This is a genomic window from Variovorax sp. GW821-FHT10B04 (assembly GCF_059415645.1).
The window spans coordinates 1-25,942 of sequence record NZ_JBWKNQ010000018.1 but is presented as its reverse complement, the minus strand read 5'-3'; the positions used below and the strand labels follow the sequence as shown (position 1 = coordinate 25,942).

The 25,942-nt window shown below is 68.1% G+C and carries 22 protein-coding genes; 5 read left to right on the top strand and 17 right to left on the bottom strand.

All coding sequences use genetic code 11. The features are described from left to right. Positions 1 to 16: 16 nt before the first annotated feature. From AC07PZ_RS29925 to AC07PZ_RS29900, 6 genes are all read right to left on the bottom strand, one after another. Positions 17 to 817 (bottom strand): YoaK family protein, encoded by an 801-nt coding sequence (locus AC07PZ_RS29925; RefSeq protein ID WP_495298823.1) that lies wholly within the window; start codon positions 815 to 817, stop codon positions 17 to 19. Between the two features lie 6 nt (positions 818 to 823). Then, entirely contained in the window at positions 824 to 1,927 is a 1,104-nt protein-coding gene (gene glcE / locus AC07PZ_RS29920) for a glycolate oxidase subunit GlcE (protein ID WP_495298822.1), read from the bottom strand. A 39-nt stretch (positions 1,928 to 1,966) separates the two neighbouring features. Next, positions 1,967 to 2,887: an SMP-30/gluconolactonase/LRE family protein gene (locus AC07PZ_RS29915; RefSeq protein ID WP_495298821.1), complete on the bottom strand. Its 921-nt coding sequence runs from the start codon at positions 2,885 to 2,887 to the stop codon at positions 1,967 to 1,969. Positions 2,888 to 3,042: 155 nt separating this feature from the next. Next, positions 3,043 to 4,584, bottom strand: a complete 1,542-nt coding sequence (locus AC07PZ_RS29910) for an ammonium transporter (RefSeq protein ID WP_495298820.1) — start codon at positions 4,582 to 4,584, stop codon at positions 3,043 to 3,045. A gap of 26 nt (positions 4,585 to 4,610) precedes the next feature. Further along, positions 4,611 to 4,949 carry a P-II family nitrogen regulator gene (glnK, locus tag AC07PZ_RS29905; RefSeq protein ID WP_307689345.1) on the bottom strand — a complete coding sequence of 113 codons (339 nt, stop codon included), beginning with the start codon at positions 4,947 to 4,949 and terminating at the stop codon, positions 4,611 to 4,613. Between the two features lie 58 nt (positions 4,950 to 5,007). Further along, positions 5,008 to 5,742, bottom strand: a complete 735-nt coding sequence (locus AC07PZ_RS29900; protein ID WP_495298819.1) for a TorF family putative porin — start codon at positions 5,740 to 5,742, stop codon at positions 5,008 to 5,010. A gap of 203 nt (positions 5,743 to 5,945) precedes the next feature. Here AC07PZ_RS29900 and AC07PZ_RS29895 point away from each other — a divergent pair, with 203 nt between their 5' ends. After that, positions 5,946 to 7,490 carry a YifB family Mg chelatase-like AAA ATPase gene (locus tag AC07PZ_RS29895; protein WP_495298818.1) on the top strand — a complete coding sequence of 515 codons (1,545 nt, stop codon included), beginning with the start codon at positions 5,946 to 5,948 and terminating at the stop codon, positions 7,488 to 7,490. Between the two features lie 87 nt (positions 7,491 to 7,577). Further along, on the top strand, positions 7,578 to 8,495 hold the full coding sequence (yihG, locus tag AC07PZ_RS29890; RefSeq protein ID WP_495298817.1) for a 1-acylglycerol-3-phosphate O-acyltransferase, YihG family: 918 nt from the start codon (positions 7,578 to 7,580) through the stop codon (positions 8,493 to 8,495). Positions 8,496 to 8,522: 27 nt separating this feature from the next. Here yihG and AC07PZ_RS29885 read toward each other — a convergent pair whose 3' ends face one another. The 11 genes from AC07PZ_RS29885 to AC07PZ_RS29835 form a co-directional block, all read right to left on the bottom strand. Then, entirely contained in the window at positions 8,523 to 12,314 is a 3,792-nt protein-coding gene (locus AC07PZ_RS29885) for a molybdopterin cofactor-binding domain-containing protein (protein WP_495298816.1), read from the bottom strand. Continuing rightward, the gene (locus AC07PZ_RS29880) at positions 12,311 to 12,796 is read right to left on the bottom strand and encodes a (2Fe-2S)-binding protein (protein ID WP_495298815.1); all 486 of its coding nucleotides are present in this window, start codon (positions 12,794 to 12,796) and stop codon (positions 12,311 to 12,313) included. The genes AC07PZ_RS29885 and AC07PZ_RS29880 overlap by 4 nt, the downstream gene beginning before the upstream one ends. 131 nt (positions 12,797 to 12,927) lie before the next feature. Continuing rightward, a complete protein-coding gene (pncA, locus tag AC07PZ_RS29875; protein ID WP_495298814.1) occupies positions 12,928 to 13,653 on the bottom strand; it encodes a bifunctional nicotinamidase/pyrazinamidase in 726 nt (241 codons plus the stop codon). A gap of 28 nt (positions 13,654 to 13,681) precedes the next feature. After that, on the bottom strand, positions 13,682 to 14,410 hold the full coding sequence (locus tag AC07PZ_RS29870; RefSeq protein WP_495298813.1) for an ABC transporter ATP-binding protein: 729 nt from the start codon (positions 14,408 to 14,410) through the stop codon (positions 13,682 to 13,684). Then, positions 14,407 to 15,261 carry an ABC transporter ATP-binding protein gene (locus tag AC07PZ_RS29865; protein ID WP_495298812.1) on the bottom strand — a complete coding sequence of 285 codons (855 nt, stop codon included), beginning with the start codon at positions 15,259 to 15,261 and terminating at the stop codon, positions 14,407 to 14,409. The genes AC07PZ_RS29870 and AC07PZ_RS29865 overlap by 4 nt, the downstream gene beginning before the upstream one ends. Next, positions 15,258 to 17,159, bottom strand: a complete 1,902-nt coding sequence (locus AC07PZ_RS29860) for an ABC transporter permease (RefSeq protein WP_495298811.1) — start codon at positions 17,157 to 17,159, stop codon at positions 15,258 to 15,260. Before AC07PZ_RS29860 ends, AC07PZ_RS29865 begins: the two co-directional genes overlap by 4 nt. A gap of 18 nt (positions 17,160 to 17,177) precedes the next feature. Continuing rightward, a complete protein-coding gene (locus tag AC07PZ_RS29855; protein ID WP_495298810.1) occupies positions 17,178 to 18,389 on the bottom strand; it encodes an ABC transporter substrate-binding protein in 1,212 nt (403 codons plus the stop codon). A 37-nt stretch (positions 18,390 to 18,426) separates the two neighbouring features. After that, on the bottom strand, positions 18,427 to 19,011 hold the full coding sequence (locus AC07PZ_RS29850) for an amino acid synthesis family protein (protein ID WP_495298809.1): 585 nt from the start codon (positions 19,009 to 19,011) through the stop codon (positions 18,427 to 18,429). 23 nt (positions 19,012 to 19,034) lie between these two features. Then, a complete protein-coding gene (locus AC07PZ_RS29845; RefSeq protein WP_495298808.1) occupies positions 19,035 to 19,676 on the bottom strand; it encodes an amino acid synthesis family protein in 642 nt (213 codons plus the stop codon). A 19-nt stretch (positions 19,677 to 19,695) separates the two neighbouring features. Then, positions 19,696 to 20,613: a UPF0280 family protein gene (locus tag AC07PZ_RS29840; protein WP_495298807.1), complete on the bottom strand. Its 918-nt coding sequence runs from the start codon at positions 20,611 to 20,613 to the stop codon at positions 19,696 to 19,698. A 164-nt stretch (positions 20,614 to 20,777) separates the two neighbouring features. Further along, positions 20,778 to 22,412: a 6-hydroxynicotinate reductase gene (locus AC07PZ_RS29835; RefSeq protein WP_495298806.1), complete on the bottom strand. Its 1,635-nt coding sequence runs from the start codon at positions 22,410 to 22,412 to the stop codon at positions 20,778 to 20,780. Between the two features lie 247 nt (positions 22,413 to 22,659). Between AC07PZ_RS29835 and AC07PZ_RS29830 the strand changes: the two genes are divergently transcribed. The 3 genes from AC07PZ_RS29830 (at position 22,660) to AC07PZ_RS29820 (ending at position 25,452) form a co-directional block, all read left to right on the top strand. Continuing rightward, positions 22,660 to 23,433 carry a ferredoxin--NADP reductase gene (locus AC07PZ_RS29830; RefSeq protein ID WP_495298805.1) on the top strand — a complete coding sequence of 258 codons (774 nt, stop codon included), beginning with the start codon at positions 22,660 to 22,662 and terminating at the stop codon, positions 23,431 to 23,433. Positions 23,434 to 23,539: 106 nt separating this feature from the next. Further along, positions 23,540 to 24,310: a TetR/AcrR family transcriptional regulator gene (locus tag AC07PZ_RS29825; RefSeq protein ID WP_495298804.1), complete on the top strand. Its 771-nt coding sequence runs from the start codon at positions 23,540 to 23,542 to the stop codon at positions 24,308 to 24,310. Further along, on the top strand, positions 24,256 to 25,452 hold the full coding sequence (locus tag AC07PZ_RS29820; protein WP_495298803.1) for an amidohydrolase family protein: 1,197 nt from the start codon (positions 24,256 to 24,258) through the stop codon (positions 25,450 to 25,452). The genes AC07PZ_RS29825 and AC07PZ_RS29820 overlap by 55 nt, the downstream gene beginning before the upstream one ends. The last annotated feature ends 490 nt before the right edge of the window (positions 25,453 to 25,942 follow it).

Here is a 25,942-nt window from a genome sequence, read left to right as displayed (position 1 = left end):
TGAGGAACGCGAAACATCAGGCATGGGGTGGGCGCCCGGCACGCCGTGCCCAGAGGGATTGCAGCATCCCGCGCAGATAGGCGGAGCGGCGCAGATCACGGCGAAACGGCGGCAGCGAGAGCACCAGAAGCAGCGCGGCGAGCGGCACCACCCACACGAAGCCCACGTACTTGAAGCCCGCCGCGCCCACCAGCCCGCCGGCGATGAACATGCCGAGCAATCCGGCATGCAGCCGCATGGCCTGGCGGTCGGCGACGACGCGCTTCGCCGTCGCGGTGCCGCGCCGGTTGCGATAGAGAAGCCTGCCGAGTTCGAGGCCGAGATCGGTGATGTTGCCGGTCATGTGGGTGGTGCGCATCCTGCCATGCGTCATGCACGAACTCAGCCCGTTCTGCAGACCCATGATGTACGACAGCAACAGCACGGTCAGCGGAACGGCGAATGGCGTCGGCCAGGTCAGCGTGATCGCCCCGAGCAGGCCGAACACGAGCATCAGGCCCGCCTCGAGCAGCAACGGCATCGCAAAGCTGCTGCGCAGGCGATGCTGAACGCCCCAGTTCACGATGACCGCCGTGGTGGATGCACCCGACAGGAAGGCCAGGATCGCGCCGACCGCACCGAGCAGCAGCGGCACGCTGCCCAGCACCAAGCCGTCGGCCACCTGCGAGGCGAAGCCCGACATGTGCGAGGTGTACATGTGGACCACCAGCAGGCCGCCGGCGTTGACGGCGCCCGCGTTGAAGGCCAGCAGCAGGCCGAAGATCCGATCGATGGACGCCGTCCGGTGCTGACCCGTGAGGTGGAGCAGGCGGCGCATGCGCGGCTAGCCCTGCAGCAGCCGGCCGCGATTGAAGATGTCCGCCGGATCGAAGGCCTGCTTGAGCGCACGCTGGACCCGTTCCAGCGCAGGCGAGAGCGGCGTGAAGCGCGGCAACGAAGGTGTGGCCGCGACGGCGCCTTCGGCTGGCCGGAACAGCGTCGCGTGCCCGCCCGCATTTCGCGCCGCGGCCCGCAATGCGGCACCCTCGCCCGGTGCCGCCGCATACCAGCGCTGGCCCCCGTGCCATTCGATCAGCGGCGTGCCCGGCAGCGCCAGCACCGGCGCGGTCTGCGGCACCGACAGACGCCACAGTTCGCGCGCGCCATGCGCCGTCTGCTCGGCAAACCAGGGCAGTTGCTGGTCGCGGCACGCGTTCCAGTCGGCGGCGACGTCGTCCTGCCGTGTCCCGCCCATCTGTGCACAAGCCGACTCGACAGCCGCGACCGCGCCGCGCAGCCGCAGGTACAGCGTGCCGACGCCTGCGTCCTCGACCCAGCAACTGGCGTTCAGCGGCAATGGACGGCCGCCCCAGCCGTGCAGCAGATCGAGCGCGTCGGCCTGGCTGCATTCGAACTTGAGCGTGGTCTCGGCCGGCGCCACCGGGAGCACCTTGAGGCTCACTTCGACGATGAGGCCCAATGCGCCCATCGAACCGGCCAGCACGCGCGACACGTCGTAACCCGCGACGTTCTTCATGACCTGGCCGCCGAAGCTCAGCACCTCGCCCTGTCCGTTCACCAGGGTGGCGCCGAGCACGTAGTCACGCACCGATCCGACGCTCGCGCGCGACGGTCCGGCCAGGCCGGCGGCCACCATTCCGCCGACCGTGGTGCCCTCGCCAAACTGCGGTGGCTCGAATGCCAGGCATTGCCCGTGGGCGGCCAGTTCGGCATCGAGCGCCGCCAGCGATGTGCCTCCGCGCACCGTCACGACGAGCTCGCTCGGCTCGTAGCTGGTGATGCCCGTCAATGCACGCGTATCGAGCAATGCGCCCTCCGGCGGCTCGCCGTAGAAGTCCTTGGTGCCGCCGCCACGAATGCGCAGCGGTGTGCCGTCGGCCCTCGCGGCCCGGATGCGATCGACGAGAGGGTGCAGCGCGGAATCCATCCTTCGATGGTAGCGCCGGCCACTCCGTCCGCAGCCGCTTCAGTCCTCGAAAAAATGAACCGGCAGGCCGGGTGTGGCGACCCGCGTGGCGATGATGCAACCGGATGCCGGCTTCAAGGCCAATTCGCTCTCCGGCCGGCCACGGCGTGCACTGGTAACGAACAGCGTGCGCAGGTCGTCGCCACCGAAACAGGGCATCGTCGGGCACTGCACCGGCGTGGGCACCGCGTCGAGCAGCTGCCCCTGCGGCGACAGGCGCAGCAGTTGCGCGCCTTCGAACATTGCCGCCCAGTAGTTGCCGTCCATGTCGACGGTGGCGCCGTCGGGCCGCCCCGCATAGGCCACGCCGTTGCCGACCACCCAGCCGGCCGGCTTGGGCTCGAACTGGTGAAAGACGCGCTGCGCCGACAGCACGTTCGAATCGGCGTCCCAGTCCCAGGCATGCACGACGTGGGCGGCCGTGTCGGCCCAGTACATCGTTTGCTGATCGGGCGAGAAGGCGAGGCCGTTCGCCGTGGTCGCATTGCCGGCCATCTGCGCGACCACCGGCTCGCCGCCAGCGCGCGCATCGACGCAATAGAGTGCCGCGCTGGGCCGGTCCTTCGCCTCGTTGAGCGTGCCCGCCCAGAAGCGGCCGCGCGCATCGCACTTGCCGTCGTTGAAGCGCATGGTCCGGGTGTCGTAGTCGAAGCGCGCGATCCGAACGAGCGGCCCGTCCCAGGTGCGGGCGCGGTAGACGCCGTCGCGCAAGGCGATCACGAGCCCACCGCTGCGCGCTGGCGCCATGCAGCCGGGCTCGGAGGGCAGTGCCCAACGCTCGATCGTCTCGGTCTCGATCTCGCCGCGTGTGCGCAAGACTGCGCGGCCCGGGATGTCGAGCCAATAGAGAGAACGCTCGTCCGGATGCCAGAAAGGCGATTCACCGAGCTCGCAAAGGCTGTCGTCGAGGGTATGCCACATGCCGATGATTGTGCATGGCCTCGGCGGCAAGGCAAAAAAAAGCCCGCCGGTGCCGAAGCACTTGCGGGCTGAACATCCAAAGGAGACTCTCGCTTGACAACTCTTTTGGGAACACCGGCCGCCCTCCGGAGAGAGCGGCTGGTTCTACAGACAGATCAGCGGTTGTACGCTGTTTCGCCGTGGGCGGAGATGTCGAGGCCTTCGCGCTCTTCTTCTTCCGTCACACGCAGACCCACGGTCAGGTCGGCGATCTTGTAGGCGATGAATGCGACGACACCGGACCAGACGATGGTCAGGATCACGCCCTTCAGCTGGATCCACACTTGTGCGCCGATGCCGTTGGAGATCGTGGCTGCCGTGACCCAGTCACCCACCAGGCCAGGACCGCCAAGCGATTGCGTGTTGAACACGCCGGTCAGCAGCGCGCCCACGATACCGCCGACGCCGTGCACGCCGAACACGTCGAGCGAGTCGTCCGCGCCGAGCAGCTTCTTGAGACCGTTGACGCCCCAGAGGCAAGCGAAACCGGCGACGAAGCCGATGATGATTGCGCCCATCAGGCCGACGTTGCCGGCAGCCGGGGTGATCGCCACGAGGCCGGCGACGGCACCCGAAGCGGCACCGAGCATCGACGCCTTGCCGCGCAGCATGGCTTCACCGATGCACCAGGCCAGCACTGCAGCTGCGGTTGCCGAGAAGGTGTTCATGAAGGCGAGCACGGCGCTGGTGCCGGCTTCGAGAGCCGAACCTGCGTTGAAGCCGAACCAGCCCACCCACAGCAGCGAGGCACCGACCATGGTCAGCGTCAGCGAATGCGGCGTGAAAGCTTCCTTGCCGTAACCGACGCGCTTGCCGATCACGTAGGCACCGACCAGACCGGCCACGGCTGCGTTGATGTGCACCACGGTGCCGCCCGCGAAGTCGAGCGCGCCCCATTGCCAGATCAGGCCGGCCTTGCTGTTCATTTCGTCCACGACGCCAGCAGCGGTGTAGGCATCCGGACCCATCCAGAACCAGACCATGTGCGCGAGCGGTGCGTAGCTGAAGGTGAACCAGATCACCATGAACACCAGCACGCCGGAGAACTTGGCACGTTCGGCGAAGGCACCGACGATCAGGCAGCAGGTGATGCCGGCGAAGGTGGCCTGGAAGGCAGCGAACAGCAGTTCAGGGATGTAGACACCCTTGCTGAAGGTCGCACCCGGAGCGAACACGCCGGTCGACGCATCGAAGATGCCCTTCATGAAGAGCCGATCGAAGCCGCCGATGAAGGCATTCCCCTCGGTGAACGCGAGGCTGTAGCCGTAGATGAGCCACAGCACCACGATCAGCGAGAACGTGACCATGATCTGCATCAGGACCGACAGCATGTTCTTGCTGCGAACCAGGCCGCCGTAGAACAGCGCGAGGCCAGGGACCGTCATCATGATGACGAGCAAGGTCGACAGCATCATCCAGCTGGTGTCGCCCTTGTTGAAGGTGGGGGCGGCAGCGGCAGGCGCAGCAGCCGCGGGGGCTGCGGCAGCGGCGGCTGCAGGTGCGGCCGCGGGAGCAGCAGCAGGCGCGGCCGCGGCGGGTGCCGCAGCAGCCGGTGCGGAAGCCGCGTCAGCCGCGGGCGCCGGCGTCTGCGCAAAACCGGTCACGCCGGCCGTGAGCACGCTCAGGCCGAGCGCAAGTGAGACAAGCAGTTTTTTCATGTCGATTATTCTTTCGGGCCTTGAACTCAAAGTGCCTCGCGGCCGGTTTCACCGGTGCGAATGCGTACGACCTGCTCGAGGTTGTAGACAAAGATCTTTCCGTCGCCGATCTTGCCGGTGCGCGCAGCGCCTTCGACGGCTTCGATCACGCGCTCGACCAGGTCGTCGGACACGGCCGCTTCGATCTTGACCTTCGGCAGGAAGTCCACGACGTATTCCGCGCCGCGGTACAACTCCGTGTGGCCCTTCTGGCGACCGAAGCCCTTGACCTCGGTCACGGTGATGCCTTGCACGCCAATCGTCGACAGTGCCTCTCGCACCTCATCGAGCTTGAATGGTTTGATGATGGCTGTAACCAGCTTCATGACACTTCTCCTATAGATGAAACCGACGGGCGCGGCCGTCCGGCCGCGCCTCTTGTGTTTACAGCGTCTTGCTGAGCGTGACGATGGCGCGTGCCTTGTTCACGTCGCCGAAGTAGTTCTTCTTGTTCGCACCTTGCACGCCGCCGTAGAGGGCCACGCCGCCGCCGAAGTCGTACGAGACGCCGATCGCGTAGTCGACGTAGTTCGGCACGCCCAGGTCCTTGATGTCGCTGGCGAAACGGGTGTAGCCGACGTTGGCCTTCAGGGTCAGCGACGGAGCCACTTCCTGAGCGAAGCCGAGGTTCAGGTAACCGGTGTTGCGACCCGACAGGCCCGAACCCGAGTTCTCGCCAGCCCAGCCGAAGTAGTCCTTCGAGATGGTGTGCGAGTACTTCAGCGTCAGGGGACCGTAGCTGCCGGCTGCGTACAGTTCGGTCGTGTTGCCGTTCTTGTTGCCCGGGTAGATGTAGGTCAGGGCGCCCAGGTCCCAGCCGATGCCGCCGGCCGTGAACTTGTAGCCGCCGTAGATGTCGCTCTCGATGCTGTTGCCCGGGAGCCAGTCGACGCTGGAGTTCCAGTTGCCGACATACCAGCCCGTTTCACCGAAGGCGTAGTCGAAACCGCCCTGGATGGCCGGCTTGACTGCCTTGCTCTTGCTCGCATCCTGGTCCTGACCGCGGAACTTGTAGTTGCTGGTCAATGCCACGTTGGCCGTGAGCTGGGCGCTCGCGAACATCGGCAGGGCAGCAAGGGCGACCACGGCCAAGGCCTGGGCGGTTTTACGGTGCATCATCGAGTGACTCCTGGTACTTTGGATAGAAAGGAAAACACGTCAAAGCAGGGAGCGTGCCAAAGGACGCTGTCACCGTCGCGCACGCGATTCCCGCCAGGAGACTCGGGTTCCGAGGGTTGCCCACTGTTACCTTGTGCACGAATTCGGGACCAGAGGGTTAACCATCGGTGCGACAACGCACCATATCAGGGATGTATAACAAAATGAGTCTTTCTTTGGTGCAGAGTCGCGCCCTCCTTGGGCTCGATGCGGCCAGCGTCACCGTTGAGGTGCATCTGGCGAACGGGTTGCCCAGCTTCACGCTGGTCGGTCTGGCCGACGTGGAGGTCAAGGAAGCCCGAGAGCGCGTCCGCTCCGCGCTGCAGAACGCCGGCCTCGAATTCCCCAACAACAAGCGCATCACGGTGAACCTCGCACCGGCCGATCTGCCCAAGGATTCCGGCCGCTTCGACCTGCCGATGGCGCTCGGCATCCTGGCGGCGAGCGGACAGATCGATGGCGCCCGCCTGGCCGGCCACGAGTTCGCGGGCGAGTTGTCGCTGTCGGGCCAGCTTCGGCCGGTGCGCGGTGCATTGGCGATGGCGTTGGCACTGCACACGCAAGGCGTAGCCACGCGGCTGGTGCTGCCGACCGAGAGCGCACAGGAGGCCGCGCTGGTGCCCGGCGCCGAGGTCTACGGCGCGCGCCACCTGCTCGACGTGGTGGGCCAGTTCCTGCCGCCGACCGACGGCACGCCGCCGGAGCCGCCCGGCGACGGCTGGGCCCGCGTGCTGCCACGGCCCGGCGCCGCGGCCGTGGCGTATGCGGACCTCGCCGAGGTCAAGGGACACGTCGGCGCCAAGCGCGCACTCGAGATCGCCGCAGCCGGCCAGCACAGCCTGCTGATGGTCGGCCCGCCGGGTTCGGGGAAGTCGATGCTGGCCCAGCGCTTTGCCGGGCTGCTGCCGGCCATGACGGTCGACGAGGCATTGGAGAGCGCCGCCGTTGCGAGCCTCGGTGGCCGCTTTGCCGTCGAACGCTGGATGCGCCGGCCGACATCGAGCCCGCACCACACCGCGAGCGCGGTCGCCCTGGTCGGTGGCGGTTCGCCGCCCCGGCCGGGCGAGATCTCGCTCGCACACCACGGCGTGCTGTTCCTCGACGAGTTTCCGGAGTTCGCACGCGCCGCACTCGAGGCCCTGCGCGAGCCGCTGGAGACCGGCACCATCACGATCGTGCGGGCCGCGCGCCGCGCCGAGTTCCCGGCGCGCTTCCAGTTGATCGCGGCCATGAACCCCTGCCCGTGCGGCTATCTCGGCTCGACATTGAAGGCCTGCCGCTGCACGCCCGACCAGGTGTTGCGCTACCAGGGCAAGCTCAGCGGACCGCTGCTCGACCGCATCGACCTGCACATCGAGGTGCCCTCGGTGACGGCCCAGCAACTGCTCGAATCGCCGGCGGGCGAATCGACGGACGGTATCCGCACACGCGTGGCCGAAGCCCGCGCACGCGCCATGACCCGCCAAGGCAAGCCGAACCATGCGCTGCAGGGCGGCGAGATCGACCAGCACGCCAGCCTCGACAGTGCGGCGTTGAAGTTCATGCAGTCGGCGGCCGTCAAGCTCGGCTGGTCGGCGCGCAGCACGCACCGCGCACTCAAGGTCGCGCGCACGATCGCCGACATGGCGGGGGCGGACGACGTGCGGGTGCCGCATGTGGCGGAAGCCGTGCAATACCGCCGGGCCCTGCGCGGCACGGCCGACAACTGACATGGCGCAAGCCACCGATCTCGCAGCCGCCCGAGAATGCATCCGGGCTCATCGTCGACATCCCTTCGCATCCATCCACCACTCCGCATGCTCGCCTTCCTGCCTCCCGTCGTCCGCGGCGCCATCGCCTTCCTGCTGCTGGTCCTCAACACGCTCTTCTGGTGCTCGCTGGTCTTCGTGCTGGCCCTGGTCAAGCTGGTGCTGCCCTTCGCAGCGGTGCGCGTGCGCATCGACCCCGTGCTCAATGCGGTCGCCACCGGCTGGATCGCCTGCAACAGCGGCTGGATGAAGCTCACGCAGCGCACCACCTGGGACGTCGAAGGCATCGATGCGCTGCAATACCGCGGCTGGTACCTGGTCAATTGCAACCACCAGTCCTGGGTCGACATCTTCGTGCTGCAGCACACCATGAACCGGCGCATTCCGCTGCTCAAGTTCTTCCTCAAGCAGCAGCTCATCTACGTGCCGGTGATCGGCCTGGCCTGGTGGGCGCTCGACTTCCCCTTCATGAAGCGCCACGGCAAGGCGGACCTGCGGCGCGACCCTTCACTGCGCGAGAAGGACCGCGACACCACGCGCCGCGCCTGCGAGAAATTCGCGCTCGTGCCGACCAGCGTGATGAACTTCGCCGAAGGCACGCGCTTCACGGCACAGAAGCACCGCAGCCAGTCCTCGCCCTATCGGCATCTGCTCAAGCCGAAGGCCGGTGCACTCGCACTGGCGCTTGATGCCATGGGCGAGAAGTTCCAGTCGCTGATCGACGTGACCATCGTCTACCCGGACGGCATTCCCTCGTTCTGGGACTTCCTCTGCGGCCGCACGCCGCGCGTGATCGTGCGCGCCCGCGAGGTCGCCATCCCGGCGGCCTTCGGCAGCGGCGACTACGAAGGCGATTCGGCGTTCCGCGGCAGCTTCCATCGCTGGCTGGCGGAACTCTGGACCGAGAAGGATGCGCAGATTGACGGGCTGCTGAACGCTCGCCGACCCGCGGTGGCGGCGATCTGAGCCGCACGTGCCTGTCTTGCCGCGGTTCTAGCGCGAAGCGCCGTGCGGCGCGTCCGCACGCAGCCGCGCCACCGCCTTCGGCAGGTCCGTCCACGCGGGCGCATCGGGCGCGAAACGCCCGCGCATGTAGGCCGCCAGATCGGCGATCTGCGCATCGTCGAGCGCTTCGCGGAACGGCGGCATGAATCCGATGTCGCGCGACGCAGGCTCGCGCACGCCGTCGAGGATCGTGCGCAGCAGGTTGTCGGGCCTGGCGCTCGTGAGGTTGCTGTTCAGCGCGAGCGGCGTGTTGACGCCGAGCAGCGTCGGCCCGTTGCCGTCGTGGTGGCAGGCGGCGCAGGCGCTGTCGAACATGCGCTGGGCCGCGCCCGGCACGGGTTGCCGCGCTGCGGCATCGGCCACCACCTGCACGGCCCTGGCCTGCGCCTCGACGGGTCCGACCTGCGGCTGGAAGGACGACAGGTAGCGTGCCATCGCGCGGATGTCGTCGTCCGGCACGGCCGACAGTTCGCGCACCACCTCGGCCATCGGGCCACCCGCGATGCCATGCTGCGGCGCATGCCCGTTGCGCAGGTAGCGATAGAGCGAGTCCGCATTCCAGGGTACGGCGGAAGTCGACAGCGCGGTGAGCGCGGGCGCTTCCCAGCCATCGACCATCGCGCCCGACAGAAAGGCGCTGCCGCCCTGCTCCGCACCCAGCGCATTGCGCGGCGTGTGGCACGCGCCGCAATGGCCGAGGCCGTTGACGAGGTAGGCGCCGCGGTTCCACTCGGCGCTCTGCGCGGCGACCGGCTGGTAGGGAGCCGGATCGTGGAACAGCGCGTTCCAGCCGGCCATCAGCGGACGCACGCTGAACGGGAATTTCAGCGCGGCCTCCGGCGTCGGCGCGTGCACCGCGGGCAATGAACTGAAGTACGCGTACAGCGCCTGCAGGTCGTCGTCGCTGGTCTTGGCGAAGGCGGTGTACGGGAAGGCCGGGTACAGGTGATGGCCGTCGCGCGAGATGCCTTCGCGCATCGCGCGCTGGAACGCGCTGAAGGACCAGCGGCCGAGGCCGGTCTCGGCATCGGGCGTGAGGTTGGTGGTGTAGAGCGTGCCGAAGGGCGTCTCCATCGCCCGGCCGCCGGCGTTGGGCGTGCCGCCCGGTGCGGTGTGGCAGACCGCGCAGTCGCCGAGTGCCGCCAGCACCCGGCCGCGCTCGATCGTCGCCTGGCTGTAGACCGGCGCGCTGAGCGACACCGGCGCGATCGCGCTGCGCCAGCCGAGCACGCCGGCCACGACGCCGAGTCCGCCGACGACCAGCGCGGCGCCGGTGGCCCAGACGCCTTTGCGCTTCGGCCAGGGCGTTTCGGTCTTGCGCCTTCCCCCGCCGGGGGAAGGTTGGGATGGGGGCTGTGTTTGTTCGCCTTGCGAAGGCGGCCGGCCCTCACCCCCGCCCTCTCCCGGGGGGAGAGGGCGCAAGTCCGACGTCAGCGGATTCAGTGCCGCGCGGATCACCTCGGGCGTGAACGGCGGCGCACGAAAGCGCACGCCGGTCGCATCGAAGATCGCATTGGCGATCGCCGCGGTACCCGGCACCGAGGCCGATTCGCCCGCGCCCAGCGAAGGTTCGCCGGGGCGCTGCATGTGCACCACCTCGACGACCGGCACCTGGCGGAAATTGATGATCGGGTAGCTGCCCCATTCGCGGCTCGCGACCACGCCGGATGGCCGCAGGCCCGGCAGTTGCGCCGCCTGCGAGGCATCGGCGGCCGACGCGTCCGGCCCGCGCTGCGGCGCGAAGTCGACCTTCTCCATGAGCGCGCGGCTGGTCGTCTGGATCACGTTGCCGTGCACCTGGTGCTCGACGCCCGCCGGGTTGACCATCAGCCCCGCGTCGTGCCCGACCACGACGCGGCGCACGTGCACCTCGCCGGTCTTGCGGTTGACCTCGACGTCGGCCACCCAGGCCGACCAGGCTGCGCCGAAGCCCGGCCACTTGCTGTGCACGTAGCGCGCATACGCAAAGCCCTGTCCGAACAGCACGTCGCCACCGGCGCCGAGTCCGCCGTCCGCGTTCTCCTGCGGGCCGGTGCGCATGCGCCAGCCGGCCTTCTGCGCGGTCTCGCGCACGAGGTCGAGGGCGCGTGGGTCGTCCAGGTGGCGCAGCCGGAACGCGACCGGGTCGACGCCCGCCGCGGTCGCCAGTTCGTCGACATAGGACTCGTGCGCGAACGAGCTCGGCAGCGCCGACACGCCGCGCAGCCACGACGCGCGCACGATCGGCGCCATGTCGTTGACCTTCACGCGCAGGTTCTCGTAGGTGTAGGGCGGACGTGCGGTGCGGTCGCCCATCTCGTAGGCCTGCGCAACCGGCTCGATCGTGCGGGTCAGCAGCAGCGCCAGGGTCGGTGCGCCGTTCGATGGGTACGAGGTCTCGAAGTCGTAGGCGGCGACACCGCCGTCGGCATCGAGCCCGCCCTGGACCTGCATCAACTGCGCCGCGCCCTTGGGTTCCCACGCGTGCTCCTGCTCGCGCGTGAGCTGCACGCGCACCGGTGCACCGGCGGCTCGCGCCAGCAGCGCGGCGTCGGCAGCGACGTCGTCGGCGCCGTTGCGGCCGTAGCAGCCGGCGGCTTCCATGCGGACCACGTCGACCGCGATGTCCTCCACATCCATCAGCTTCGCCAGGTCGGCGCGCAGCACGTGCGGGTTCTGCGTTCCGGCCCAGACGCGCAACGCCATCGCAGCGGCATCGCCGTCCGGCTGCCAGCTCGCCAGCGCGCACGACGGCCCGATCGACGCATGCATCTGGTACGGCCAGACGTAGGTGCGCGGCATCGGCTGCGCGGCGCCGGCCAGCGCGCCATCGACGTCGCCCTCGTCCACCAGCAGCCGCTGCGTCGACGGGTTCGCGCGGATCGCGCCTTCCAGATCGTCGAGCGCGGGCAGGCCGGGCCAGGATTTCCAGGTCACCTTCAGTTCGCGCAGCGCCTGCTCGGCGTGCTCCTCGCGCTCGGCCACGATGCCGACGAAGTCGCGGATCACGACCACCTGGCGGATGCCCGGGATGTGCGCGATCGATGCCTCGTCGACCGACTCCAGCGTGTTGCCGATGAAGTCGCCATGGTCGGCGCCTGCATAGGGCGGTCGCAGCACGCGGCCATGCAGCATGCCGGGCACGCGCATGTCGTGCACGAACACCAGCTCGCCCGCGAGCTTGGCCGGAATGTCGACACGCGCGGTGCGGGTGCCGACCACGCGGTAGTCCTTCGGGTCCTTCAGGCGCGTGCCGGCGTCCAGCACGAGCACGGTGCGCCGGCCTTGCACGAGTTCGCCATAGGACAGCGCGCGGGACGGCTCGGCCGCGACGCGCACCGTGCCTTCGCGGGCTTCGAGCCCATCGGCGTGAACGCCCAGGCGTTCTGCCGCGCGTGCCAGCAGCCAGGCGCGCGCCTGCGCCGCCGCGAGCTTCAGCGGCTGCGCGTGGATCTGCAGCGAGGTGCTCGCGATGGTCGCGCCCTGGTTGGGCGCGCGCGCGGTGTCGCCGAGCATCACGCGCACGCACGGCATGCCGAGGTCGAGTTCTTCCGCCACGACCTGCGCCAGCGCGGTCTGGATGCCGGTGCCGAGATCGACGTGGCCGTTCAGCGCAGAAACACTGCCGTCGTCCCAGACGGCCAGCAGGATCTCGTCGCCTTCGAGCGGATTGCTGCTGATCAGCTTGGGCTGGCCCTGCACCGGCGGCGGGGCGGGCGGCGGCGGCCGCACGATCAGCAGCACGCCATCGGCCGCGAGGAATTCGGCGCGTGTGGTCGGCTGGTCCGCGCGGCGCGTCAAGACGCCGCGCCTTCGACCGGTTGCGCCAGGCGCGCGGCCGCGCGCTGCACCGCGTCGAGGATCTCGACGTGGGTGCCGCAGCGGCAGAGGTTGCCCGAGAGCTCGCTGCGGATGCGCGACTCGCTCGGGTTCGGCTCGCGCGCCAGCAGCGCCGCGGCCTGCATCACCATGCCGTTCAGGCAGTAGCCGCACTGCGCGGCCTGCGCGTCCTCGAAAGCCTGCTGCACCGGATGCCATGCGCCGCGCGAGCCCAGGCCTTCGAGCGTCGTGACCTCACGCCCGGCGACGCCGTGCGCCGGGATCACGCAGGAGCGCGCCGCCACGCCGTCGACCCACACCGTGCAGGCGCCGCACTGGCCCAGGCCGCAGCCGTACTTCGGCCCGTTCAGGCCGAGGTCGTTGCGCAGCAGGTGCAGCAGCGAGGTTTCGCGCGGGACGTCGACGTCCACCGAACGGGCGTTGACGCGGAGGGACAAGGGCATGGCGGTCGATCAGGCCTGACGTTCGAAACGAAAGGCCAGGGCTGCCGCGGGACCGGCTCCGCCGGCCCGCTGGCAGCGCCCCCCTTCAGGGGGGTTGGCGAAGCGACACGCAGTGCGCGCAGCCTGGGGGGTCATCCAATGTCCGTGGATTGAATGCGCTTGACACCCTTGGCCGTCATCTGCTTCCAGGCCGCCGCGAGCGAGCCGTTCAGGTCGATACCGCGCGTCGCATCTTCGATCACGTAGACCTCGAAGCCCGCCTTGCGCGCATCCATCGCGGTCCAGGCCACGCAGAAGTCGGTGGCCAGGCCGGTGATGAACACCGTCTTGATGCCGCGCTGCTTCAGGTAGCCGCCGAGGCCGGTGGCCGTCTTGTGGTCGGCTTCCTCGAACGCCGAATAGCTGTCCATCTCCTTGTGGAAGCCCTTGCGGATGATGAGCTGCGCGGTCGGCAGCTTCAGGTCCTTGGCGACCGCGGCGTCCTCGGTACCCTGCACGCAGTGGTCGGGCCAGAGCACCTGCGTGCCGTAGGTCAGCTTGGTCGTCTCGAAGGGCTTCTTGCCCGCATAGGTGCTCGCGAAGGACGCGTGGCCGGCGGTGTGCCAGTCCTGCGTGACCACGATGTTCTCGAACGAGCCCGCGAGCTTGTTGATCACCGGCACCACCTCGCCGCCGCCCTTCACGGCCAGCGTGCCGCCTTCGATGAAGCAGTTCTGCACGTCGACCACGATCAGCGCCGACTTGGCGCTCGGCTTGATCGGGCTGGCGGCGAACAGGGGCGCGGAAACGCCCAGGCCGCCGATCAGGCCGGCTGCGGCGGCGGACTTCAAGAGTGCTCTGCGGTTCGTGATGTGCATGGTGTCGCTCCTCGGGTGGTTGAAATGATCAGACGCTCAGGTAAGCCCGGCGCACTTCGTCGTTCGCGGCCAGTTCGGCCATCGACGCCTGGTAGCGGATCTGCCCCTTCTCGAGCACATAGGCCCGATCGGAGACGAGTTCCGCGAAGTGCATGTTCTGTTCCGACAGCAGGATGCTCACGCCCTGCGCCTTGAGCGCCAGGATCATGTGCGCCATCTGTTCGACGATCACGGGCGCCACGCCTTCGGACGGCTCGTCGAGCAGCACGAGGTAGGGGTTGCCCATCAGCGTGCGCGCGACCGTCAGCATCTGCTGCTCGCCGCCGCTCATGCGGCCGCCGGGGCGCTGCGGCATCTCGCCGAGATTCGGGAAGAGCTGGAACAGCCGCTCGGGCGTCCACAGCGGTGCCGCGCTGCCGTCGGCCCACTGGCGCGCCGGCTGGCGGCCGACCTCGAGGTTCTCCATCACCGTCAGGTCGGTGAACACGCGGCGGTCTTCGGGCACGAAGCCCAGGCCGAGCCGCGCCGCCACATGCGGCTCGCTCTTCGAGATGTCCTGGCCGAGAAAGCTGATCGCGCCCTTGCGCTTGGCCAGCATGCCGATCAGCGCCTTCAGCGTGGTCGACTTGCCGGCGCCGTTGCGGCCCATCAACGCGACGACCTCGCCGCGCTTCACGTCGAGATCGACGTCGTAGAGGATCTGGGCCGCGCCGTACCAGGCGCACAGCGATTTCGCTTCAAGGAGCATGTCGGTCATGGTGCAGCCTCCTGCGGGGAATGCCGCGGAACCGGCGCTGCCGGGCCGCTGGCGTCGCCCCCTGCAAGGGGGTTGGCGGAGCGAAGCGCGGCCTGGGGGTTTTCAAATGTCGCACCGGTGCCGAAATACACCTCCTGCACCTTGGGATGGTCGCGGATCTCCAGCGGCTTGCCCTGCGCGATGAGCCGGCCACGCGCCAGCACGATCATGCGGTCGGCATACGCGAACACCACGTCCATGCTGTGCTCGGTGAAGAGCACCGCCATGCCGCGCTGGACCACCAGGTCCTTGGTGAGCGCCATCAGCGAATTGCGCTCCTTCGGCGCCATGCCGGCGGTGGGCTCGTCCATCAGCAGCAGCTTCGGGCTGTTGGCCATCGCGATGGCGAGTTCGACCCGCTTCACGTCGCCGTACGCGAGCACGCTGCAGGGCCGGTCGGCCTGGCGCTTCATGCCGACCTGGTCGAGCAGCGCCAGCGCGTCGTCGCGCCGGTGGTCGGCCGCGCGGCGCCAGGTGGAGAACAGCTTGCCGTCATGCGACAGCAGTGCCATCTGCACGTTCTCGACCACGGTGAGCGACGCGAAGGTCTCGGCGATCTGGAAGGTGCGGCCCACGCCCATGCGCCAGATCTCGCGCGGCTTGCGGCCCACGAGTTCCTGGCCGTCGAGCTTGATCGATCCCTGGTCGGCCTTGAGCTGGCCGTTGACCATGTTGAAGGTGGTGGACTTGCCGGCGCCGTTCGGGCCGATCAGCGCCAGCAGCTCACCCGCGGCCAGGTCGAAGGTGATGCCGTCGACGGCCTTCACGCCGCCGAAGGACTTGCCGAGGTTGTCGACTTTGAGGAGGCTCATGCCTTGCTCTCCTTGGCCTCGCCGCGCAGGCGGTCGAACAGCTGCTTCGCGAAGCCCGCGATGCCCTGCGGGAACAGCAGCACCAGGATCAGGATGATGGCGCCGAGCATCGCGCGCCAGTAGTCGGTGTTGCGCGCCACGGTGTCGTGCAGCCAGGTGAAGGTGACCGCGCCGACGACCGGGCCGGCCAGCGTCTGGATGCCGCCGAGCAGCACCATCACCAGGCCGTCGACCGACTTGTTGACGCTCATGGTCTCGGGCGAGATGCTGCCCTTGGAAAACGCATAGAGCGAACCGGCCAGTCCGGCGACCGCGCCGGCGATCACGAAAGCCGCCCACTGCATGCGCTTCACGTCGATGCCGATCGCATCGGCGCGCAGCACCGAGTCGCGGCCGGCACGCAGCGCATAGCCGAAAGGCGAGAACAGCACGCGGCGCAGCCACAGCACGCCGCCGCCCACGAGCAGCAGCGTGACCCAGTAGTAGACGCGCTTGTCGGACAGCCATCCGGCCGGCCACACGCCGGTCAGGCCGTTGCTGCCGCCCGTGAAGCTGTCCCATTGGTAGGTGATGGCCCAGGTGATCTGCGCGAAGGCCAGCGTGAGCATCGCCAGGTACACGCCGGACAGCCGCACCGCGAACCAGCCGTAGACGAAGGCGCCGATCGCAGCCACCAGCGGCGCGACGATCAGTGCGGCTTCCATCGGCAGGCCGCTCGCGCGCACCAGCAGCGCGGCACCGTAGGCGCCCAGCCCGAAGTAGGCCGCGTGGCCGAACGAATGCATGCCGGCCGGGCCCATGATGAAGTGCAGGCTGGCCGCGAACAGCGCGGCGATCAGCAGGTCGATCAGCAGCACGGTCGTGTAGGGCGAGCTGGCGGTCAGCAGCGGCATCGCCACCAGCACCAGGCCGAACACGGCCGCGGCGATCAGGTAGCCCTTGCCGGCACGGCGCAGCGGCTCTTCCTGCATGCCGACATAGCGGCTCGGCGCCTGCGGCCGGCCGAACAGGCCCCACGGCCGCCACACCAGCACCACCGCCATCACGAGGAAGTCGACCACCAGCGTGAGCTTGGAGAAGGACACGCTGTAGCCGAGGATGTCGACCACGCCGAGCCAGATGCAGACCGCCTTGATCTCGGCGATCAGCAGCGCCGCCACATAGGCGCCGGGCAGCGAGCCCATGCCGCCGACCACGACCACCACGAAAGCGGCGCCGATGGTGTTCAGGTCGAGTTCGAGCGTGGCGGGCTCGCGCGGCAGTTGCAGCGCACCGCCGAGGCCCGCGAGCAGCGCGCCCAGGGCGAACACCGCGGTGAAGAGCCACGCCTGGTTCACGCCCAGCGCGCTGACCATCTCGCGGTCCTGCGTGGCGGCGCGCACCAGCGTGCCGAAGCGCGTGCGCGTGAGCAGCAGCCACACCGCGCCCAGCACGACGGGGCCCACGACGATCAGGAAGAGGTCGTAGGCCGGAAATTGACGGCCCAGGATGGCCACCGAGCCCGACAGGCCCGGCGCCCGCGGGCCGAGGAGTTCATCGGGACCCCAGAGCCACAGCACGGCGTCCTTGATGACCAGCACCAGCGCGAAGGTCGCCAGCAGCTGGAAGAGTTCGGGCGCCTTGTAGATGCGGCGCAGCAGCACCATCTCGATCAGCGCACCGAGGACACCGACGGCCAGCGCCGCCAGCACCAGCGCGGGCCAGAAGCCGACGCCGGTGCCGAGACGGTCCACCAGGGTGTAGGCGATGTAGATGCCCACCATGAAGAAAGAGCCATGGGCGAAATTCACGATCCGCGTGACGCCAAAGATCAGCGACAGACCTGCCGCCACGAGAAACAGCGACGACGCGCTCGCCAGCCCGTTGAGCAGCTGGACGATGAAACCGGAAAAGCTCATGACCCGTCTCTGCCTCGATCAGTCGGTAGAGCGCGACTTCTTGACGTCGGCAGCCGACGGCTGGTACTTGGCGTCGGCGCCGTCCAGGTAGACGTAGTCGACCATCACGCCCTTGCCACCGTCGTTCTTGGTGCGGCCCACGAAGGCGCCCATGGTCGACTGGTGGTCTTCCGGACGGTAGGTGATCTTGCCCAGCGGCGTGTCGACCTGCAGGCCCTTGAAGGCCGCGACCAGCTGCTCGGTGTCCGTCGTCTTGGCCTTGGCGATGCCGGCGGCGGCCGACTTGATCATGCTGTAGCCGACGATCGAGCCTAGGCGCGGGTAGTCCTTGAACTTGTCCTCATAGGCCTTCTTGAAGGCCTGGTGCGCGGGCGTGCTGATGCCGTACCAGGGGTAGCCGGTCACGATCCAGCCGTTGGGCGCCTCGTCCTTCAATGGGTCCATGTACTCGGGTTCGCCGGTCAGCACGCTGACCACCTCGATGCCCTTGAACAGGCCGCGCGTGTTGCCTTCGCGCACGAACTTCGACAGGTCGGGCCCGAAGAGCACGTTGAAGATCGCGTCGGGCTTGGCATCGGCGAGCGCCTGCGCCACGCTGCCGGCGTCGACCTTGCCCAGCGGCGTGGCCTGCTCGGCGACGAACTCGACGTCGGGCTGCGCGGCCTTCAGCAGCGTCTTGAACGCGGCCACGGCGGACTGGCCGTATTCGTAGTTGGGGTACACGACGGCCCAGCGCTTCTTCTTCAGCTTGATGGCTTCGGGCACCAGCATCGCGGCCTGCATGTAGGTGCCGGGACGCAGGCGGAAGGTGTACTGGTTGCCGCCCTGCCAGGTCATCTTGTCGGTCAGCGGTTCGCCACCCAGGAAGAAGAACTTCTTCTGCTTGGCGAAGTCGGCCACGGCCAGGCCGGTGTTCGACAGGAAGGTGCCCGCGAGCATGTCGACCTTCTCGCGCGACACGAGCTCCTCGGCCACGCGCACCGCGTCGCCCGGATTCGCGTTGTCGTCGCGGCTGATCAGCTCGATCTTCTTGCCGTTGACGCCGCCAGCGGCGTTGATCTCGTCGATGGCGAGTTCCATGCCCTTCTTGTAGGGCTCGAGGAAGGCGGGCTGTGCCTTGTAGCTGTTGATCTCGCCGATCTTGATCACGCCCTGCGCATGCGCTGGAACGAGAGCGGTGGCGAGGGCGGCAACAGCGGCGGCGCTGAAGACATGACGCATGGGGTTCATCGAGAAGCTCCTTGGTGGTCGGAAGAAAAAAGGGGAATCAGCGCAGGCCGTCGAGGCCCTGGATCTCGGAAACCTTCAGGCCGCCGACGCGCGGCAGCGGACGGCCGCTGTCGGTCACGGCCACGGCCACGACGATCTCGCCGGCACGCGGCGCGTCGGACACGCGGGCTTCCATCGCATCGAAATGGCTGCGCACGAAGGCGGCGTCCTTGTGGCCGAGCGGCACGTCGATCGCGGTGCCGAGCGTGCCGCGCTTCTTCGCGGAAGGCACCAGTGCGGCGCCCTTCTCGACCGCCACGCGCAGCGGCGCGCCGAGCTTCGGATGCAGGATCGCGGCCGCATGCTCGAGCTCGCCCGACTCGCCGACGATCGCGGCCTTGCCGTAGCTCTGTGCCTCTCCGGGCGCAATGCCGAGTGCCGCGACGGCCTTCTGGCCCAGCAGCGCGCCCAGCTCTTCGCCGATGGCGATCAGCTCGTCGAGGTTCTCGCTGTAGCGGCCGGCGTAGGGGTTCTCGATCACCGCGATGGCGACGGCACGGCGCGTCGGCGGGTCGATGGTCTGGCCCATTTCCTTGCGGACTTCGTCCACTTGCACGATCAACTTGCGGATGTTGGCGGTCATGTTTTGTTCCTTGTTTTCGTGGCTCAGCGGAGGCCGTCCCACTTGCTGATGTCTTCCGCGCGCAGGCCGCCCACGCGGTCGTGCACGCGGTAGCCGGTGCTCATCGCGAGGATGAACACGATCTCGTCGGCGGCCGGCGCGCCCGGTACGCGGACCTCGATGGCATCGAACTGGCCGCGCACGTAGCTCGCGTTGATGTTGGTCAGCGGCACATCCAGCGCCGCACCCGGCGGGCCGACCTTCTTGGTCGACGGCACGATCGACAGCGCGTTGCCGGGCTGGCCGGTCTTGTCTTCGGCCTTGCCTTGCCGGTAGGCGTCGCGGTCGCCCTTCCAGCCGAGCAGCTCGCGCATCGCATAGCCACCGGGCACATGCCACAGCGCGCCATGTTCGAGCTCGCCCGCGGCACCGACGATGGCGCCCTTGCCATAGGTGGCGATCTGCTCGACCGGCACGTCCATGGCGGCCCGCAAGCGGTGCGCCATGTCGACGCCGACCGGATCGAGCAGCTTCATCATGGGGAGGATGTCGGGCTCGTAACGGCCCGCAAAGGGATTGGTCAGCACCACGCCGACGGCACCACGCACCAGCGGCGTCGCGGCGCGTGGGCCGAACTCGTGGTGGATGTGCTCGACATGGGTGAAGACACGACGGATATCGATCATGGGGATTGCCTGCTTTTCATTAAGCAAATACTGAACCAACTGCATGCGCCGGTGGACCCGGGAGCGCCGGATCTGCGGCAGGGTTGGAGCATAAGGGTTCGACGACGCGCCACTGCCCCTGGCAAGCGAGCACGGCCGACGCGATCAGACCGTCGCGCTGCAGCGCCGTGGCGCGCGCGACACCCGCATCCAGTGCACGCCGCACCTGTTCCTGCGCGAGCGGCGCGACGTCCACCGTGACCGGGATGTCGCCGAGATCGCTCTGGTCCTTGCGGGTGTTCGCGGGCTGCCGCGTGATGCCGGCATCGTCGACGTCGACCGCGTTCGCGATGACGGTCGCCGCGGCATCGGCCTGCGCCGCGGTCGCGGCGAGCACCGTCACGCTGTCGGCGATGCCGAGCGAAAAACTGCGGCCGCGCCAGCCGCTGGTCGCGACGCCGCGCACCGGCTGGTCGGCCGTCACGTCGAAGGCGCCATCGATCGGCAGGTCGCCGCGGTCGCGCGGGTCGAAACGTGCCAGGTCGGCGAACAGCCCCACGCGCACCGACGCACCGGGCGCGAGATGCAGCGCGATGTCGCCGCCGTTGTTGAGCCAGGCGCGCGCGACGCCGGGCCGCTGGTAGCACGCGACGAGTTCCTGCGCGACCGCACCGGCCACCGCCGCCATCGGGGTGATGAAGCCCGCACGAAAGGGTGCGCAGGCGTCCCACATGCGTCGCGCAACCGCCCCACGCAACGCGTGCGATGCACCCACCGGCTGCCGCAGCAACGGCAGCTCGGCCACGAGTTCGTCGAGCAGCGGCATGAAGCGCTGCCACGCGGCTTCATGCGCCGCGGCGACCGCCACGGCATCGCCGTCGGCCTGGGCCACGATGTCGATCGGGCCGTGGTTGAAATGCCAGCGGCCGTCGTCGAGCCGCATACGCTCGGCCGGCATGTCAGTGCGCCATCACGCCGCCGTGCGACGCGCGGCGCACGAAACAGGCCCGGCCGACTACCGGAGACGCCGCAGAGCCGGCGCTGCCGGACTGCTGGCGCTGCCCCTGGAAGGGGGTTGGCGAGGCGGCACGCAGTGCGCGAAGCCTGGGGGCGAGCTTCATTTCAGCCGAGCATCGGTGGTTGGCCGAGCGGCCACGGATTGGCCGGATCGATCGCCAGCCATTGGCGTGCCTGGGGTGCACCATCGTCCTGCCACGCACCGCGGGCCAGCGCCTGTTCGAGCGGGAACACGTGCTCCATGTGGCCACCGAGCGCAGCGTAGTCGTCGAGCCGCATGCTGAATTCGATCGGCGCCACGATGGCCGGCGTCGGCACCGTGCCGAAGCTGTTGTCGGGCATGCGCATGACGTCGACCATCACCGTGATGCCGCCGCCCGGCCACACGTAGGCCGGCGCGCCGCCGCAGGTCACGTTGACCAGCGCCTGCTTGATGGCGCGCGTCAGCAGCACGGGGTTTTCGCTCACGCCCGCGCGCAGGCTGCCGCCGGCACCGCAGAGGAACAGCACGGTGCACAGCGACGGCTCGCAGTTCTCGCCGATGCGCTCGACGATGTGGCGCACGGCATCGGGCATCGGCTGCTCGACCGGCTGCAGCGCGTCGTCGAGCACGTACCACTGCGCATGCTCGCCGGTGGTGGATGTCATCAGCAACCGCAGGCCGGGTTTGGCGACGCCCTCTTCCCAGCTCTCGATGATCGACAGCGGGTCGGCGATGTCGGTGCCGCCCCAGCCGTTGCCCGGGTTGGCCACCTGGAAGTAGCGGCCCGGCGTCGACTTGCGGCCGCGCATCTGGATGCCCGAGGTCGGCATGTCGAGGCAGCGGCCGGCCTGGTGCTCGGTCAGCACGCCGGTGATGTGGTCGTCGACCACCACCACTTCGTCGGCCACGCCGGCGAACTGGCGCGCGAAGATGCCGATCGCCGCCGAGCCGCAACCCACGCGCATGCGCTCTTCCTTCACGCCATTGACGATGGGCGCCTTGCCGGCCTGGATCACCAGGCTCGAGCCGCCGTCGATCACGCATTCCACCGGCTTCTTGTTGCCGAGCAACTGCATCACCTCGGCCGTCATGCGGCCTTCCTTCTTGCTGCCGCCGGTGAGGTGGTGCACGCCACCGAGCGACAGCATCTGCGAGCCGTATTCAGCCGTCGTGACATGGCCCACGACTTCGCCGCGGTAGCGCACGTTGGCCTGCTCCGCGCCGAGGAAGCGGTCGGTGTCGATCTTCACCTTGAAGCTGCAGTAGCTGAAGATGCCTTCGGTGACGACCGTGACCATGTCGACGCCCCGGGCCTTCGAGGCCACGATGAAGGGCGCCGGCTTGTAGTCGGGGTAGGTGGTGGAAGAGCCCACGCCGGTGACGAACACCTCGTCGGCATGCAGCAGGTCGCCGCTCCAGTCCGGATCTTCGGCGCCTACGGCACCCTGTTCTGGTGCCTCGGCACCGTCCGTGCCCGCAGAACGCGCAAAAGGCACCAAGGCGGGCGCCTCGCTCGCGATGGCCCGGCGCAGCAGCAAGACCGGGTCGACCCGCACCAGCACGCCGTCGCGGTTGGCGTAGCGGTCGCAGGCGCCCGTGCGGCCGTCGGAGATCTGGCACAGCACCGGGCAGGCATTGCATTCGACCTTGGCCGTGCTCATGCGCTCATTGCGCAGCGGCGACTTGCCCTGTGCAGCCGCTGGCAGCACGGGCACGTCCATGCCCGGCAATCCGTCTGTCTTGGTGTGTTCTGTCATCGCGGAAAATCTCGTGGTTTGACTGTGCCGGCAGGCCCGAAAGCTGCTTGTGATGGGCCAGTCGTTTGTGTAGCATTCACTCCACTTTCATGTTGTAAACGCTACATTCAAAAATCAATGTAGCAAATGCAGTGCCAGCAAGCAACGGGCGTTTACACCGGTGCGGCACGGCAAGAGCCAGAATCACGTCCGACCGCGGAGCCCGGAGCGCCGCGATCCCGCCAACTGAACCAATGCAGATATTTGTATGAGTGCCTTCAACGAAGAAACCGTCCTCTCCGTCCATCACTGGACCGACCGCCTGTTCACGTTCACGACCACGCGCGACCCGTCGCTGCGTTTCTCGAACGGCCACTTCACGATGATCGGCCTGCGGGTGAACGACAAGCCGCTGCTGCGTGCCTACAGCATCGCCAGCGCCAACTACGAGGAATACCTCGAGTTCCTGAGCATCAAGGTCGACGAAGGCCCGCTGACGTCGCGGCTGCAGCACATCCAGGTCGGCGACAAGATCATCGTGGGCCGCAAGCCCACCGGCACGCTGCTGATCGACTACACGCTGCCGGGCAAGCGCCTGTACCTGTTCGGCACGGGCACCGGCCTCGCCCCGTTCATGAGCATCATCCGCGACCCGGAAACCTACGAGAAGTTCGAGAAGGTCATCCTGGTGCACGGCGTGCGCCAGGTCGACGAACTGGCGTACCACGACCTCGTGACCGACCATCTGCCCAAGCATGAATTCCTGGGCGAGCTGGTCGAGAAGCAGTTGCTCTACTACCCGACGGTGACGCGCGAAGAGTTCCGCAACATGGGCCGCATCACCGAACTGGTCGAGAGCAACAAGCTCACCGACGACCTCGGCCTGCCACCGATCAACGCCGCCGAGGACCGCGTGATGCTGTGCGGCAGCCCGGGCATGCTGGTCGACCTCAAGCACATGCTGGAAGGCCGGGGGTTCAAGGAAGGCAACACCAGCACCCCCGGCGATTTCGTCGTAGAACGCGCCTTCGCTGAGAAGTGATGGCCCCCCGGCTTTTCACTCGCTGCGCTCGTGTAACTCCACCCCCCGAGGGGGAGGCGCGGTCCGCCTTGGGGCGGCCCGGCGGCGACCGCCTTTCACGAGGCCAATGCTTGTGGTGACAGAGCGCAAGAAAGCGATTGCAAAGCCGACCCGCCGCACCGGCGTGCGCGAGGCCGCGGCGCAGGCCACGCGCGACAACATCCTGCGCGCGGCGACCAAGGTGTTCGCCAAGTACGGCTACGACGGTGGCAGCGTCGAGAAGATCTCGAAGGCCGCCAAGTCGTACGACCGGATGATCTATTACTACTTCGGCAGCAAGGAAGGCCTGTTCATCGCGGTGCTCGAAGGCATCTACCGCCGCATGGACGAGGCCGAGGCGGCGCTCGAACTCGACACCACGCGCCCGGTCGAGGCGCTGACTTCGGTGATCCGCTTCGTGCTCGGCTACTACCGGCGCAACCCCGAGTTCGTCACGCTGCTCAATACCGAGAACCTGCACAAGGGCCGGCACATCGCGAAGTCGCTGCGCGCGAGCGAGTACTCGTCGCGCGCGATCGCCATCGTGCGCGAGCTGATCGCCGCAGGCGCCGCGCAGGGCCTCTTCCGCAGCGACCTGGCACCGCGCGACGTGTACCTGCTGATCACCGCGACCGGCTACTTCTACACATCCAACCGCCACACGCTGACGGCCTTCCTCGGCGAGCCGCTGGAAAGCACCGACGCGGTGGCGCACTGGGAAGATTTCGTGATCGAGACCGTGCTGCGCACCGTGCGCGCGGACGATCCCCAAGAACAAACATCACCCACCCACGAGGCCCCCACATGGCAGAAATCGCCGCCGGCGGAAAGTCCGGCAAAGTCGTCATCAAGAACATAGGTCTGCTGCTCTCGGGCGACATCGACAAGCCGGTGCTGGACGCCGACACCATCGTGATCGACGATGGCCTGATCGTTGCCGTCGGCAAGGAGAAGGACTGCGATCTCGAAGGCGCGAAGACCGTCATCGACGCGCGCAAGACCTGCGTCGCGCCCGGCCTGATCGACAGCCACGTGCACCCGGTGTTCGGCGACTGGACGCCGCGCCAGAGCCAGCTCGGCTGGATCGATTCGATGATGCACGGCGGCGTGACCACCATGATCTCGGCCGGCGAGGTGCACCTGCCGGGCCGGCCGAAGGACATCGTCGGCCTGAAGGCGCTGGCCATCACGGCGCAGCGCGCGTTCGACAACTTCCGCCCGGGCGGCGTGAAGGTGCTGGCCGGCGCGCCGGTGATCGAGAAGGGCATGGTCGAGAGCGATTTCAAGGAACTCGCCGAAGCCGGCGTGGGCCTGCTGGGCGAAGTCGGACTGGGCACGGTGAAGGCGGGCTACGAGGCCAAGGAGATGGTGGCCTGGGCGCGCAAGTACGGCATCCAGAGCACGATCCACACGGGCGGCCCGTCGGTGCCGGGCTCGGGCTACATCGACAAGGACACGATCCTCGAGGCCGATGCCGACGTGATCGGCCACATCAACGGCGGCCACACGTCGCTGCCCGAGGCGCACGTGTGCGAGCTGTGCGAGAAGTCGTCGCGCGCGATCGAGATCGTGCACAACGGCAACGAGAAGACGGCCATCGCCGCGGCCCGCGCCGCGATGGAACTCAAGTGCCCGCACCGCGTGATCCTGGGCACCGACGGCCCGGCAGGCTCGGGCGTGCAACCGCTCGGCATCCTGCGCATGGTCGCATTCATCTCGGCCTTCGCGAACATCCCGTCGGAGCAGGTGTTCTGTTTTGCCACGGGCAACACGGCGCGCATCCGCAACCTCAACTGCGGCCTGATCGAAGTGGGCCGCGACGCGGACTTCGTGTTCATGGACCGCGCACAGCATTCGCCCGCGCCCGGGCTGCTGGAGAGCGTTCAGCTGGGTGACATTCCAGGCGTCGGGATGATCATGATCGACGGCATCGTGCGCAGCGGACGCAGCCGGAACACGCCACCTGCGACGGAGATTCCGGTGGTGGTTTCGGGGCACTGAGGGGGGCTGGCACTGCGAGCGTTTTCAACGCTTGCGGTAGTGATGGTTGCTGGTTCAGCAGGAGCGTTCTTCGGTGATGGGAAAGCGTCGGTGGATGGGATGCCTTTGGGCGGCAGACGTCTCCGGTCCTTCGGACTTCGCTGCTGCTCCTCACGAAAGGCGGGGTCCGCGCAAACTCGCTTCGCTCAAACATGCGCGGCCCTGATCCGCCTTTCGCTGCGGTGCTCGCCGGAGCCTCAACAGCCGCCCAAAGGCATCCCACCCACCGACGCCCGACACGGCCGTTGTGCATCCGAAAGCAGAACACCCACCTGCGCTCGCTTCCAACGAATAGCCTTCGCGAACCGCTGCTCAACCAAGACGCGCGGCTCTGGCTGTTCCCTTTGCGGTGCACACAACCGTCGAACACCCCTGAGCGCCCGGTATGCGGTGTGGGTCAGGCGATTCCCTTCTGCGCCGCTGAGGAGCGCAGCTTCAGGCGGATCAGGGC

Excerpts from the sequence above, each read along its gene's own strand:
- AC07PZ_RS29925 (WP_495298823.1), bottom strand. The coding sequence starts at position 817 with ATGCGCCGCCTGCTCCACCTCACGGGTCAGCACCGGACGGCGTCCATC.
- glcE (WP_495298822.1), bottom strand. The coding sequence starts at position 1,927 with ATGGATTCCGCGCTGCACCCTCTCGTCGATCGCATCCGGGCCGCGAGG.
- AC07PZ_RS29915 (WP_495298821.1), bottom strand. The coding sequence starts at position 2,887 with ATGTGGCATACCCTCGACGACAGCCTTTGCGAGCTCGGTGAATCGCCT.
- AC07PZ_RS29910 (WP_495298820.1), bottom strand. The coding sequence starts at position 4,584 with ATGAAAAAACTGCTTGTCTCACTTGCGCTCGGCCTGAGCGTGCTCACG.
- glnK (WP_307689345.1), bottom strand. The coding sequence starts at position 4,949 with ATGAAGCTGGTTACAGCCATCATCAAACCATTCAAGCTCGATGAGGTG.
- AC07PZ_RS29900 (WP_495298819.1), bottom strand. The coding sequence starts at position 5,742 with ATGATGCACCGTAAAACCGCCCAGGCCTTGGCCGTGGTCGCCCTTGCT.
- AC07PZ_RS29895 (WP_495298818.1), top strand. The coding sequence starts at position 5,946 with ATGAGTCTTTCTTTGGTGCAGAGTCGCGCCCTCCTTGGGCTCGATGCG.
- yihG (WP_495298817.1), top strand. The coding sequence starts at position 7,578 with ATGCTCGCCTTCCTGCCTCCCGTCGTCCGCGGCGCCATCGCCTTCCTG.
- AC07PZ_RS29880 (WP_495298815.1), bottom strand. The coding sequence starts at position 12,796 with ATGCCCTTGTCCCTCCGCGTCAACGCCCGTTCGGTGGACGTCGACGTC.
- pncA (WP_495298814.1), bottom strand. The coding sequence starts at position 13,653 with ATGCACATCACGAACCGCAGAGCACTCTTGAAGTCCGCCGCCGCAGCC.
- AC07PZ_RS29870 (WP_495298813.1), bottom strand. The coding sequence starts at position 14,410 with ATGACCGACATGCTCCTTGAAGCGAAATCGCTGTGCGCCTGGTACGGC.
- AC07PZ_RS29865 (WP_495298812.1), bottom strand. The coding sequence starts at position 15,261 with ATGAGCCTCCTCAAAGTCGACAACCTCGGCAAGTCCTTCGGCGGCGTG.
- AC07PZ_RS29860 (WP_495298811.1), bottom strand. The coding sequence starts at position 17,159 with ATGAGCTTTTCCGGTTTCATCGTCCAGCTGCTCAACGGGCTGGCGAGC.
- AC07PZ_RS29855 (WP_495298810.1), bottom strand. The coding sequence starts at position 18,389 with ATGAACCCCATGCGTCATGTCTTCAGCGCCGCCGCTGTTGCCGCCCTC.
- AC07PZ_RS29850 (WP_495298809.1), bottom strand. The coding sequence starts at position 19,011 with ATGACCGCCAACATCCGCAAGTTGATCGTGCAAGTGGACGAAGTCCGC.
- AC07PZ_RS29845 (WP_495298808.1), bottom strand. The coding sequence starts at position 19,676 with ATGATCGATATCCGTCGTGTCTTCACCCATGTCGAGCACATCCACCAC.
- AC07PZ_RS29840 (WP_495298807.1), bottom strand. The coding sequence starts at position 20,613 with ATGCCGGCCGAGCGTATGCGGCTCGACGACGGCCGCTGGCATTTCAAC.
- AC07PZ_RS29835 (WP_495298806.1), bottom strand. The coding sequence starts at position 22,412 with ATGACAGAACACACCAAGACAGACGGATTGCCGGGCATGGACGTGCCC.
- AC07PZ_RS29830 (WP_495298805.1), top strand. The coding sequence starts at position 22,660 with ATGAGTGCCTTCAACGAAGAAACCGTCCTCTCCGTCCATCACTGGACC.
- AC07PZ_RS29825 (WP_495298804.1), top strand. The coding sequence starts at position 23,540 with ATGCTTGTGGTGACAGAGCGCAAGAAAGCGATTGCAAAGCCGACCCGC.
- AC07PZ_RS29820 (WP_495298803.1), top strand. The coding sequence starts at position 24,256 with ATGGCAGAAATCGCCGCCGGCGGAAAGTCCGGCAAAGTCGTCATCAAG.